Raw genomic sequence first — 13,072 nt, 5'->3', positions numbered from 1 at the left:
GTGTGAAGTGGCTCTTCCTTTATTATACTTTCATGTATAAATGAAAATTTACTCCATTGTTTCAATTCTCCAGTTCATTCCATCACTAAGTTCTCCAGATACATACACCCCATAAGGCTTTAACTTCAGTATTTCAGGGTTGCAACTTTCAATTCCCCTTTGCTTCTCTATCGGATAATTAGTACTTCCTGTTATACAAATCTTAGGGTGATTCATGCCTAAATTCTCTTCAGGCAAATAAGCATGACCATTTACGATAATCGTGCCCTTATTGCCGGATACGTTTTTTCTACTAAGGTCATTTCCTGAATGAAAATCCCCATTCACCACAAGAAGGCTATCATTTTTCATTTGCAACCCATTACGTAAGACAAGGTTACCATTTATAGTAAGCTTAACGTTTTGCATTACTTGCACAAATTTATCTGAAACAAACTGTTGATTAGATTGACATTCGTATTCTGTTCCCTTGCTTTTCCCTTGCCCACTGTTTCCATTAGAATTACCTTGGCCGTTATTTTTATTATTTTTCGCGATAAAATATTGAGACGAAACACTAGCCACTAATGTATCAATATTCGTTCTATCACTGCTAACACACGTACTAGCTTTGGCATTCTTTTTAAACTGATCTTCTGTATTTTGATTATAACCATCTAAAGTATCGAAAGGATCTAAATCCTCTAAGTATTGCCAGCCTCCAGTTAATGTGAATCGAAGCGTCTCTTCAAATGTTTCACTCTCATCTTTTACTTCCCCTGTGCTCTCTACATCAATTTCAAAGTAATTTCCTTGAATAGATTGATAATCTATAGATACAGAGTATTGAGCATTGCTACTTGAGGGTTCAAGATTTTGAATGATTGAAGAGGTTAGTATTTTATTTCTTAGCTCATTCCTGGTAGCTGCTACACTTACCGGGAAGTATGTCCTATTCATTGCAACTAATTCCCTCACATGTTGCAATCCCATTTCTGCTACATTGGTAGACTGAACTTGCTTTTCAGTTTTAGTGAATTGCTTAGAGGAACTTTGCACTTGATAAAGAAGCCCAAGAGAAAAGATCGACAAAAGCGTTATTGTAAGCAATACGATCAATAATGCTCCACCATTTTCATTTTTCATTTCCTCTTTGCTCCTTTTTTATTTATAGTTAACATACGTAAATGTTTCGGTTACCATGGTCTGCTCATTCCACAATTCAATCTTCAGCTGATAAAGATTTACATTTTCCCCTCCACTTTGTTTTCCAGGCCGACTGCACAACAATCCTTTAACCTCATATACCTTATCTCCACTTATATTTTTAGGTAAGCCGTTTCCAGAAGGTAAGAGATTTGGTGTAGTATCGCAATTCGCTATAGAAGCCCTTGATATGTAGCTGTCTAGTGGGTAATCTTCAACCACCTCATACATCACTTTCTCCGCTAAATTAATCGCATCGACATTCTCTTCTGCTTTCGAGGTAAACACAGCGTAATTCGTAAAGAAAGGAATCATAACCACAACAAGAACGCCAAGAATAGCAAGAGCGGCTAGGATTTCTAGCAGAGTGAACCCCTTTTCCTTATTTTTTTGAATTTTATAACCGTTCTTCATTTATTTCACCCTTCTCTTCTTATATGATAAGAATATAACGAGGAACGAGGGGATGTTTATGTTCATACACAAGGATGAAGGCGGGATGACGTTAGTGGAATTACTAGCCGGACTTGCTATATTGGGGATTGTGACCATTTTAGCAAGTACTTTCTTACTACAAAGTATAAAGTATAATGCAAAAGCTGAAAAGAATGTAAATCTTAGCCAAGAAGCTAATATTTTTGTCACAGCTTTGCGTAACCAAGAAGTACGACCCTTTGAAATATGCTATAGTACAGGAAATTTGACCATTGAAACCCCATCCCAGAAACGATCCCCTATGGATTTAGATGAGCGATACTTTGAGACATTGAGCATCAAAACTTACTTAAAGGGGAAGAAAGCTAATAGCAATCCAGAGGAGCTTGCGCTGAATCCTGGTACTAAAACTTGTAAGGTAGTAAATAAAAAAGAAACCATAGAACTCGACCTCACACTGAAAGCTAAACTAGATCAACCAAAGAAAAACGAGAAAGAGCCCTCTTTCCGTTTAAAGACGACTATCGACTATTTTGAGGACTTCTTACTTCAATAAAAAAAGGCTGAGTTCATCACTCAGCCGCTTCTAAAATCCTCTCATAGCTTGCCACTTTGTTCCGACCTTGTTGCTTCGCACCCACATACATCGCCCGATCAGCGTGCCGCACTAGTTCAATAGGACTTTCACAATCTTCAGGGAAAGTCGCTACTCCAATACTTGCTGTTAGCCAAGCGTCTATGGCCCCTTGGTGATCGGTAATATGTTCTTTAAGACGAAACGGGACCGAAGATATACGGTGACGAAGTTCCTCTGCAATGGCAAGACTTTTTTCCCTTCCCACTCCTGGCAAGAAGACAACGAACTCTTCTCCTCCATAACGAGCAACGGTACCATTATCCCCTACAATGTTCGATAAACGGACAGCTAACTCACAAAGAGCCTCATTGCCACTCTCGTGTCCGTACTGATCGTTCACTCTCTTAAAATGATCCAAGTCTAACAATATTACAGACGCATCTATCTTTTCCCCTACTTGCTCATAGGTGTCTGCATAATCACTAACAAGATTCTCAAAGTAACGATAATTGTACAGTTTCGTTAACGGACAAAGCTCGCTTCTTCGCTTCGTTTCTTCATAGTGCCTTGCATTCTGGATGGCTACAGCCATATAGTTAGCTAGAATTCCCACAAGCATGAGCTGAAACTTCTCGTATGACCTTTTCTTATGAGAGGCAATGGTAATAATACCCTCAATCTTGTTATTTCGTTCAATAGGAACAGACATAATGCTCTCTACTTTTTTAGGGATGAGATCTGACCGAATATGCCTCCATTTCTTTCTAGACTGATAGAGGATAGGCTGGCCGCTCGCGCACACGGACTGACTGACACCTTCAAATGATGAGAATTGGGGATTTTGAAATCCAATATTTTTATCACCATCGAAATATCGAATGAGTTCAAGATCATCTTTATTCTTTCGATCAAATATATAAACATAATCGACATGAAAAAGCACGGTCAAACTTTCTACAAACCGATCTAGAACTTCACCTACTTTTAGACGCCCTGTAAGCTCTTGTCCAATTTCATTTGCTTTTTGCAAGTACTCGTTCACATTTTGACTAGCGTAATAGAGAGTTAAAATAAGAGATAAACCAACAAACGGAAGACCCACATAGTAGATTGCCGCTTCACCTATTTCCATATACAAAACATATAAAACAAATCCTATCGGCATCACAATGGATGTGTTCCCTAAGTCCCAGAAGAATTCTTTATCAAAAATGGTGCCCTTATTCCCCAGAAAATAATTCCGTACAATATAGATGAAAGCATGGTTAAGAATAAACTGAGACAATACATATCCAATAATAGGAATTGCATCACTCGGCGTCGCAAAAGCTGATGGCCCATGGGACCCTCCTAATGCATAATAAAAAAGGGCAGATCCTAGTGATACAAACAGGAACATAGTTAAATTAAGAGGGAGTTTATACCAATAAGGCCTTGAAAGTTTCACCTTTGAGATGGATACAATGTAGGCAATCTGTGTCATAATCATTTCAAAAAATAAACCAAAATATAAAAACACAGCTAGACTTATCCCGTGAATGAAAATAATTGGGCTATTATGAATGACGACTGGGAAGAGTGCTACAATCACCATCATAAATGCAAAAGAAAGAAGGTCAAACTCCCTTCCTTGCAACTGTGGGTTCGTTACTACAAACACTGTGGTAATAACCCCTGGCCAGAGTATTGCCCATATACTCCATAACGCCACCGTCTTTTGTTTTGATATCATCCCCTGCATCCCCTATCTCCATCGATCAAATCTCATATACTATTCAAGTCTTATTAAAGGCAATATTTAGAAAAAACTAATACTTTTATAGTAGCACATAACACCCATTCATTCAAAAATTTCTGAATAGTTGTTCTTATTTATTTCTCTTTCTATTTGCATATTCCTTCACAATCGGAAGCCAGTATAGAGAGCCAGCAATAACAAGGACATTTCCATTAAGATCATCCCAAATTTCATCTATATATTTCTCCCAACTCGAAACCATTTTAGGGTCAGCATTTGAAGAGAAGGAAGCAAGGTACTCAGGGGTAGAGGACCTTGTGTGATGAAACGTGGTGAATACAACTTCATCAAATGTCTCTTCTAATAACGGAATCATTTGAGCTAATGGCTTGTCTTTGAGTGCGCTGTATAACAACGTTTTCTTCTTATGAGGATAGCTCTGTTTGACTGTATCGATTAACGACTCTGTACCTGACAAGTTATGAGCACCATCTATGATCACGGTAGGTTCCGAGGAAATCGTTTCAAATCTACCACTATACTGCACCTTTTGAAACGATTTGGCTGCCTCTTCACTATTGACTCCTTTAAGGAGTGAGAGCCCCATTAGCGCCAGGCTACTATTCTTTTGTTGATGCTTGCCTGGAAGCGAAACACGAATTCCTTCTAGTACCAGATCTTGAGATGTAAAGGAATAGGCCTGATCCTTCTCCCTTATGTAGAACGCTTCTCCCCATTGATAAAGGGGGGCATTGTTCCTTGCAGCATAATCTTTTACAACCTGTTTTGCTTCAACTTGTGTAACACCTGAGACAATAGGGGTGCGAGCTTTAATAATCCCCGCCTTTTGAGCAGCAATCGCTTCAATGGTGTCACCTAGAAAAGCCGTATGATCAAGATCAATCATTGTAATGATACTAAGGATAGGTTCAAGCACATTTGTAGAATCACCACTCCCTCCCATACCGGTTTCAAATAAACTAATGGTGGAATCATCACGTGAAAAAAGAATCGCCACCATGACGAGAATTTCAAATTCAGATGGACCATCCTCATTTTCATCCAATTCCTTCACAACAGGGAGTAGGGTATTGATATAATGGATAAAGCGTTCTTCAGAAATGGGTTCGTTTTGAAGAAAGATGTGCTCTCGTATAGAACCAAAAGCCGGGGATACGAAGCTAGTCACACGAAACCCCTGGTCGATTAAAGCTTCCTTCATAAAAGCAAGTGTAGAGCCCTTTCCATTCGTCCCGGCGATGTGCACCGCTTTTATATCTTTATGTGGATTATTTAATGCCTTAAGCATGGTTTTCATACGACCAAAACCAGGTTTAATCCCTAACCCATTTCGGTCATTAAAAAATTGATTGATTTGTTCCATTGTCGTAAACATATACGAACCTCCATTTCATCCTTATTTTATCCTAAAATAGGACAGGTTCCAAAGATAGTTCTTATACTATCGGAGCTGAGACAATATCGATAGAAAAACGTTTCCGTTAGCTTTAATAAGGCTTAAGGTGGTCCTGGAAATCACTCGCTTTCCGCGGGCGAGCTGTCGAGCTTCCTCGTTCGTTTTGCTCTCTGCGGGATCTCGTCTAGCTCTCTCTCCCGCAGGAGTCTCGCAATTTCCAGGCCCACCTTTGACAAATGAGGAGAAACGGAAACGCGCCATACTTGGAAGGTAGGGGCTTAAGAGCAACTATATTAAGTTGGACCGTTCACCTCAATAATGACAGGGCAGGCTTGGGGACTGCGAGACTCCCGCGGGGTAAGGAGCCTAGGGAAGACCCCACAGAGAGCGAAGCGAACGAGGAGGCTTCCCAGCTCCCCGCAGGAAAGCGAGTTGTCCCCAAGCCTGCCCTAGCCACATTTGATAACGGACTATCCCTACCTATTAATCAACAACCAACATAACTCATCAAATAAAGGAGTGATCCTATGCATGGATGGATCGTTTATAACGGGCATTTGAAAAGTCCTAAGTTTCTTGATTACGCTGAACTTATTCAAGAGGCTGCGCAACAAAAAGGAATCTCGATGACCATTTATCCCAATCATGAACTCTTAAGCACCATGTCTGGTGAGGGCATGAGTATTACTGGAGCTGACACGGCAGAGCACCCAGATTTTGTTATCTTTGGTGACAAAGATATTCTGCTTGCTCGGCAGCTAGAGTCAATGGGGATTCCGGTGTACAATTCAGCTGATGCGATTGAGGCATGTGATCATAAAGGGGTTATGTATCAACGGTTAGCTCAAAAACAACTTCCTATACCGGAAACGATTCTAGGACCTAAGATTTTTATAAAAACAGATGAGTTACATCTCACTCATCTTATTAACGAAGGGGTAAAACTAGGCTTCCCCCTTATTATAAAAGAAGCTTATGGTTCCTTTGGGGAGCAGGTCTATCTCGTACATACAAAAGAAGAAATGATGAACAAACTAAGATCCATCCACAATCGTCCATTTCTGCTTCAGCAGTTTATATCAGCTAGTTACGGGCGGGACGTGCGTCTTAATGTTGTTGGTGAGGAGGTCGTTGCTTCCATGCTCCGTTATTCTGAACATGACTTCAGAGCAAACGTAACAACGGGGGGTAAAATGGAGCCCTATTCCCCTTCTGATGCAGAGAAAGAACTCGCTATTAGAGCAAGTAAAGCGATCGGGACAACCTTTTGTGGTGTAGACCTTCTTTACGATGAATACGGACAGCCGGTTATTTGTGAAGTAAATGGCAATGCACAAATTCGAAATATATATGAATGCACAGGTATTAATGTCGCTGAAAAGATGATGGTGCATGTGATGAAACAGCATTCTAAGAAAGGAGGCGAAGGCATTTGAATGGATGGCTCATTTATACTTATCAAGATGCTGAGCGGAATCAGCCTTTTATCGAATGGATGATTGAAGAAGCCGATCGTATTGGGCTGCAACTCACCTTTATACCAAGAGAAAAAATCACCATAGGCATTCGAAATAGCCGCTTTGTTCTATTCTTACAAAGTGAGGTAGTTCCTGTACCTTCATTTGCTATTATTAGGACCATTGATGCTAGACTTACCCTTCAATTGGAAGGGCTAGGAGTGAAGACGTTCAATTCTTCTCATGTAAGTGAAATATGTAATGACAAATGGAAGACGCATCAACACCTGGCCCGTCACCATATACCGATGATGGATACATTTTTTCTAAAAGGTGCTAATTTCAATCCAGAAGAATCACCACTCCCCTACCCTTATATTATAAAAAAGGTTGATTCAAGAGGGGGTAAAGATGTTCACTGGATTGATTCTGCAAAAAAGGCTACAGAACTCGCTCCATCATTAATGGGCCAAGATCTCATCCTCCAAAAACCAGCCCCTATTCTCGGAAAAGATTTACGGGTGTTTGTGGTCGGAAAAGAAATTGTAGCTGCCATACTAAGAGAGAGCTCTTCTGACTTTAAAGCAAATTATACACTTGGAGGCACTGCCACGCTATATCCTTTATCACCAAAGGAAAAAGCTCATATCGAGCGGATCATTAGTCTTTTCTCATTCGGAATGGTCGGGATTGACTTCTTATTTGATGAGGAGGGGAACCTGCTCTTTAACGAAATAGAAGACGTGGTTGGCAGTCGCACGCTTAGTGCAAAAAGTTCCATCAATATCGTCGAGAAGTACATGGATCATATCTACACTCAATTAAAAAACTCCGCCTAGCTAATTACTAGACGGAGTTTTCTTATTAGGACTGTAACTCTTTAATACGAGCGTCGACCTTATCGCGTTTGTCGATATAGTCCTGTTCTTTATCGCGCTCAGCTTGAACGATATGTTCAGGAGCTTTGTTTACAAACTTATCATTAGAGAGCTTCTTCTGTACAAGCTGTACTTCAGAATCCCATTTCTCGCGCTCCTTCTGAAGTCGAGCGATTTCTTCCTCGATATCAATTAAGCCTTCTAATGGCAGATAAAGTTCAGCACCAGTAATAACAGCTGACATTGCTTTGTCAGGAGCTGTTAGATTTGCATCTATTATAAGCTCACTAGGGTTACAGAAGCGATCTAGATAATGGCGGTTTGCTTCTAATTGATCCGCAATTTCTTCTGTGTTCGCCTTAATCATCAACTGAATCTGCTTCGACATCGGTGTATCAACTTCTGCACGGATGTTACGAACAGAGCGGATAATGGCTACGAGCTGCTTCATTTGCTCAGACGCTTCTTCATGGTGAAGGTCTTTACGTACTTGTGGCCAGCTCGCTACAGTGATGGATTCACCCTTCGTCGGAAGTGCCTGCCAGATTTCCTCTGTGATGAACGGCATGAATGGATGAAGCATACGCATCGTGTTATCCAATACATAAGCGAGGATCGAACGAGTCGTCTTCTTCTTAGCTTCGTCTTCACCGTAAAGAGGGAGCTTCGCCATTTCAATGTACCAATCACAGAAGTCATCCCAGATAAAGTTGTATAAGTGACGTCCCGCTTCACCAAATTCATATTTATCAACATTGCGCGTTACTTGTTCAACCGTTTCGTTTAAACGAGTTAGAATCCAGTAATCCGCTACAGATTTCTCACCTGTTAAGTCGATTTCTTCATTAGTGATCCCATCCATATTCATAAGGGCGAAACGAGATGCGTTCCATATCTTATTCGCAAAGTTCCAAGTAGACTCTACTTTTTCCCATTGGAAGCGTAGATCCTGACCTGGTGTTGAGCCTGTCGCTAAGAAGTAACGCAGAGAATCAGCACCGTACTTATCAATAACATCCATCGGATCGACACCATTTCCAAGAGACTTACTCATCTTGCGTCCTTCAGCATCCCTTACAAGACCATGAATCAGTACGTCTTTAAATGGACGACGCTCTGTAAATTCAATGGATTGGAAGATCATACGAGATACCCAGAAGAAGATAATGTCATACCCGGTAACAAGGACGTCAGTAGGGAAATAACGCTTATAGTCTTCATTGTTCTCATCTGGCCAGCCCATCGTGGAGAATGGCCAAAGTGCAGAGGAGAACCATGTATCTAATACATCGTTATCTTGCTCCCAGTTCTCAATATCTTCTGGCTCTTCACGACCTACATACAGTTCACCTGTTTCTTTGTGGTACCAGGCCGGAATACGGTGACCCCACCATAGCTGACGTGAAATACACCAGTCACGAATGTTTTCCATCCAGTTTAGGTATGTTTTCTCGAATCGATCTGGAACGAAATTAACTTTATCATTTCCTTCTTGAAGGCTAATCGCTTCTTTTGCTAATGGTTCCATATTAACGAACCACTGTGTAGAAAGGTATGGTTCTACAACAGCTCCACTCCGCTCTGAGTGTCCAACAGAATGCATATGCTCTTCAATTTCGAATAAGATGCCTTCTTCTTGCAGATCTTTAACAAGTTGTTTACGGCATTCGAAACGGTCCATGCCTTTGTACTTGCCAGCATTCTCGTTCATCGTTCCATCTTCATTCATAACAAGAATACGCTCTAAATCATGACGATTTCCGATTTCAAAGTCATTTGGATCGTGAGCAGGTGTAATCTTCACAGCTCCGCTACCAAACTCCATATCAACATAGTCATCGCCTACAATTTCAATTTCGCGACCAACGATTGGAAGGGTAACTTTCTTCCCAATCAGGTGCTTATAACGATCATCTTCAGTGTGAACAGCAACAGCTGTATCTCCAAGCATCGTTTCAGGACGCGTTGTAGCAATTTCGATATGGCCTGATCCGTCCGCTAACGGATATTTCATATGGTAGAAGTGTCCCTGAACATCATGATAGATGACTTCAATATCAGATAGAGCTGTTTTCGTGGTCGGATCCCAGTTAATAATGTATTCGCCACGGTAAATATAGTCCTTCTCATAAAGGGTTACGAACACTTCTCGAACTGCATCTGATAGACCGTTGTCTAATGTGAAGCGCTCACGAGAATAATCTAAGCCTAAACCAAGCTTCTCCCATTGCTTACGAATAAAGGTCGCATATTCTTCTTTCCATTCCCATGATTTCTCAAGGAATTGTTCGCGGCCCAGGTCATAGCGAGAGGTACCTTGTTCTTTTAGCTTCGCTTCTACTTTCGCTTGAGTTGCAATACCAGCGTGATCCATACCCGGAAGCCATAATACATCATAGCCTTGCATACGCTTCACACGTGTGATGATGTCTTGTAAAGTTGTATCCCATGCATGACCAAGGTGTAATTTACCCGTTACGTTTGGTGGCGGGATTACGACCGTGAACGGTTCTTTCGTTTTGTCATCTTTTGCTTCAAAAAATTTGCCATCTACCCAATAATCATAGCGACCTTTCTCAATCGCATTCGGGTCATATTTCGTTGGAAGAGATACTTCATGATTCTCCATACGAGTTCCTCCTTTATCGCCTATACCGGAAAGGGAATAAAAACAAAAAAATCCATTTCATCCTTAAAAAGGACGAAATGGATTCGCGGTACCACCTTTATTTCACAGACGACTCCTGTCATCTGCACACTTTCCTTACATAACGGAGTATTCTCCGGCCTCTTCTACTATCGGTTTCAAAGAGACAGCATCTGGGGCGACCTTCTGAGCGCAAGAACCTGGAAATCTCACAGCGAATGATTCCCTCTCTGATAGGCTTACGTTTCATACTCTTCCCCTTCACGGCATTTATCGATTTTCTTGTACTTGTTATTTTATCCACATTCGCTCTGTTAAGTCAACCTATTTAAGCAACTTTTTCAGTCACAATGACAGCCTCTATGGACATATACTAAAGAAAAGCAATAAAGGAGGTCATACCTTTTGGCACGTTTCTATCGTTACAAGTTGCCACCCTGGTGTCGCCAATGGTTAATCATTATTGAGCGTTGTGTATTGCCGATTGCGTGTTTCCAACTCGTTCGGACACTCTTTTTCCCCACTACGTTCGATGTTTTTCTACTAGGTATCTTAATTGGTCTATACTTCGCATTCCACCTAGAGTGGATTTAACTATTCTCTGCTTGTTGCTCTTGGTACACTCTAGCCTGTTCAATTTGTTCCTGAACGTCCATCGCATGTCTTAAAACATAATAAGACCGTTCTAACTTTTGTACTAGAAAAGGTTGCCCGTTCGCCTGGGCGCCATTTACATAAGTTTCAACTTGGTGAATATATGGTTCTGGATTTAAAAGAAATAAAGCAAGTAAACATCGCTCGCTGTTCAGTAAAGGAAGCTCCTCTTCATAGTACGAGAAAGTTGATATAAGCTGATTGACAGGTGCGTCATGATAACGTAATACATGATAAAAATACGTCGTAATGTCATACACGGGATAATAGGTTTTGGAACGCTCCCAATTTAATAGGTACGGAGTTGAATCATCGTATAGGAAATGCGTGGGCTTAACGTTCCCATGGATAAGAGCTGTACGTATTTGTTTATCCTCTTCCAGATCATCTAAGAAGCGATCACACCAATCCATTCCTATTTCGCATACCTTATCAAGATCACGATAGTGTGTGCAGAACTGTAATTCCACCGGAGCCATGTAGTGTCGCTGCTCGAACGTAGTTACCCACTCAGATAATACATCCCTGTAGTTTTGCAATTGGGTCTTCCGATTGGTCATCAGTTCTTCGTAATCTTCCCGCTTCACAACTTCGGTATGAAGCGAGCGTTTGTGCATCTTCCCAATCGTTCTATACAACTGCTCAAACGGGTAAGGTGGCGTGTCACGATTTGGTGTCTCGATCCAAGGCATCACATAGTAGATCGCTCCCTGACGCTCAACAAAGAGCTCCCTTTCAGAAGTCATATATAATGGAGCCACATGCTGAAATCGATAGTTTTCTATTTTTCTATAAACTTCAATCCAATCTTGAACCGTCTGCCTATTTAAACTAGACCGCTTTACTGCTACAGGACCTACAGGTGTATAGGCCTTATATACTTTATCAGATTGCACTTCCACCTCATAGGCAGATAGCTGGTATGAAGCTAATACATCCACCACCTCTTGTTCCAATTTATTCACTCTCCCTCATTTTCAAGTGTATCTAGATCGATTAAAACTGTTGCCCTACATAAAATCCTGCAACGAAAGCCGTTGCAGGATATAAGGACATCTATGCTTTTGCAGGTATATAAAGAATTTGACCCGCACTCACATCTTCATCACCTAAATTGTTCACACGACTGAGGTGAGTGGGTGGGATTTTATATTTATGAGCAATAGACCCTAACGTATCATCTTCTTGAACAATGCACATTCTCATCTTTGCGTAAGACTCATCGTGTCGTTCAAACATGGACGTTAAATAGCGAGCATCCTGAGGCGCATCTTCTTCATCGCGACTTTCTTCTGACGACTCTTCAGATGATTCTTCAAATTCGTAGTCGCTCATGTCTTCCTCAGATTCAGTTTCCTCATCCTGAGACTGATCTTCGACTTTTCCGAAGAACTCAGAGAATGTCTGGGATTGCTTGTATTTCCAGCGGCCTCCCTCTTGTTCTACTAGCTCTCCTTGTTCTTCCTCCGCTTCAGCCACTACGTCTTCTACTTCCTCTGAATTTCTATCTTCTACCGCTTCAGTCACTTCTTGATGGTCTTCTTGATAGGTTACATCAAAATTAAACGGTTCTGGTTCTACCTCTTCAGGTGAAGGCACTTCCGCTACTTCTTCACTCCTCGTTTCTTCACTCACTCCGTGAATCGCGACAGTTGCATTCAACTTTAATTGCCCTTTCTCAGGGAGTTCATAATCGAAGGAATCGATACTGACTGTCACTTCATCCATCGATTGAATGCGACTTTTGGGAATTGAAATTTCTACAGGAAAACGGTGATAGAACTCACTTACTCCATCATCATGAAGATCTACATTCTCAATCGTTCGCTTTGAAGCATGATCTCGTAAAGAAAGGATCTGCTCCTCTTCTCCCTCCACATCCTCAGAAGACCGGAAATACTCCCCTCCGAGCTCAATTACACCTCGTATAGATACAGAGTCATCATATTCCTGAATGGATATATCCGGCTCAAGAGAGATGCCCATAAACTCCTCAACTTCCTGTCCTCTTTTAAACCAAAGTGATTCATTTAAATGAAAGCTAAACACATTCTGTTCTTCATATGTCAAGCGTTTCTCCTCCC

The 13,072-nt window shown here is 41.1% G+C and carries 11 protein-coding genes and 1 other annotated feature; of the genes, 4 read left to right on the top strand and 7 right to left on the bottom strand.

Going from position 1 to position 13,072, the window contains the following annotated elements:
• Positions 1–48: 48 nt before the first annotated feature.
• Positions 49–1,125, bottom strand: coding sequence for a hypothetical protein (locus tag N780_RS12690; RefSeq protein WP_036784658.1), 1,077 nt, complete (start codon positions 1,123–1,125; stop codon positions 49–51).
• 18 nt (positions 1,126–1,143) lie between these two features.
• Positions 1,144–1,599, bottom strand: a complete 456-nt coding sequence (locus N780_RS12685) for a prepilin-type N-terminal cleavage/methylation domain-containing protein (RefSeq protein WP_036784656.1) — start codon at positions 1,597–1,599, stop codon at positions 1,144–1,146.
• A 52-nt stretch (positions 1,600–1,651) separates the two neighbouring features.
• Between N780_RS12685 and N780_RS12680 the strand changes: the two genes are divergently transcribed.
• Entirely contained in the window at positions 1,652–2,176 is a 525-nt protein-coding gene (locus N780_RS12680) for a type II secretion system protein (RefSeq protein WP_084599570.1), read from the top strand.
• Between the two features lie 16 nt (positions 2,177–2,192).
• On the opposite strand, the gene N780_RS12675 is transcribed toward N780_RS12680, so the two are convergent.
• Both N780_RS12675 and N780_RS12670 read right to left on the bottom strand, forming a co-directional pair.
• On the bottom strand, positions 2,193–3,929 hold the full coding sequence (locus N780_RS12675; RefSeq protein WP_052115055.1) for a sensor domain-containing diguanylate cyclase: 1,737 nt from the start codon (positions 3,927–3,929) through the stop codon (positions 2,193–2,195).
• Positions 3,930–4,065: 136 nt separating this feature from the next.
• A complete protein-coding gene (locus N780_RS12670; protein WP_036784651.1) occupies positions 4,066–5,331 on the bottom strand; it encodes a bifunctional folylpolyglutamate synthase/dihydrofolate synthase in 1,266 nt (421 codons plus the stop codon).
• Positions 5,332–5,879: 548 nt separating this feature from the next.
• Between N780_RS12670 and N780_RS12660 the strand changes: the two genes are divergently transcribed.
• Both N780_RS12660 and N780_RS12655 read left to right on the top strand, forming a co-directional pair.
• Positions 5,880–6,788, top strand: a complete 909-nt coding sequence (locus N780_RS12660; RefSeq protein WP_036784647.1) for an ATP-grasp domain-containing protein — start codon at positions 5,880–5,882, stop codon at positions 6,786–6,788.
• Positions 6,785–7,648 carry an ATP-grasp domain-containing protein gene (locus N780_RS12655; RefSeq protein ID WP_036784644.1) on the top strand — a complete coding sequence of 288 codons (864 nt, stop codon included), beginning with the start codon at positions 6,785–6,787 and terminating at the stop codon, positions 7,646–7,648. Before N780_RS12660 ends, N780_RS12655 begins: the two co-directional genes overlap by 4 nt.
• 25 nt (positions 7,649–7,673) lie before the next feature.
• Here the strand turns inward: N780_RS12655 and N780_RS12650 are convergent, their stop codons facing one another.
• A complete protein-coding gene (locus N780_RS12650; protein WP_036784641.1) occupies positions 7,674–10,316 on the bottom strand; it encodes a valine--tRNA ligase in 2,643 nt (880 codons plus the stop codon).
• Positions 10,317–10,381: 65 nt separating this feature from the next.
• Positions 10,382–10,608: a binding site (T-box leader), on the bottom strand.
• 131 nt (positions 10,609–10,739) lie between these two features.
• Between N780_RS12650 and N780_RS12645 the strand changes: the two genes are divergently transcribed.
• The gene (locus tag N780_RS12645; RefSeq protein WP_036784638.1) at positions 10,740–10,928 is read left to right on the top strand and encodes a YszA family small membrane protein; all 189 of its coding nucleotides are present in this window, start codon (positions 10,740–10,742) and stop codon (positions 10,926–10,928) included.
• Here the strand turns inward: N780_RS12645 and N780_RS12640 are convergent.
• Together N780_RS12640 and spoVID are read right to left on the bottom strand one after the other, a co-directional pair.
• Positions 10,925–11,944: a phosphotransferase gene (locus tag N780_RS12640; RefSeq protein WP_036784635.1), complete on the bottom strand. Its 1,020-nt coding sequence runs from the start codon at positions 11,942–11,944 to the stop codon at positions 10,925–10,927. The two genes, N780_RS12645 and N780_RS12640, sit on opposite strands and share 4 nt — an antisense overlap.
• 100 nt (positions 11,945–12,044) lie before the next feature.
• Complete coding sequence (spoVID, locus tag N780_RS12635; RefSeq protein WP_036784632.1) at positions 12,045–13,058, bottom strand: stage VI sporulation protein D; 1,014 nt, start codon at positions 13,056–13,058, stop codon at positions 12,045–12,047.
• Positions 13,059–13,072: the final 14 nt, after the last annotated feature.

Source organism: Pontibacillus chungwhensis BH030062 (assembly GCF_000770675.1).
Classification (GTDB): domain Bacteria; phylum Bacillota; class Bacilli; order Bacillales; family BH030062; genus Pontibacillus; species Pontibacillus chungwhensis.
The sequence above is the reverse complement of the archived record's forward strand: the minus strand, read 5'-3'. Positions and strand labels throughout refer to the sequence as shown.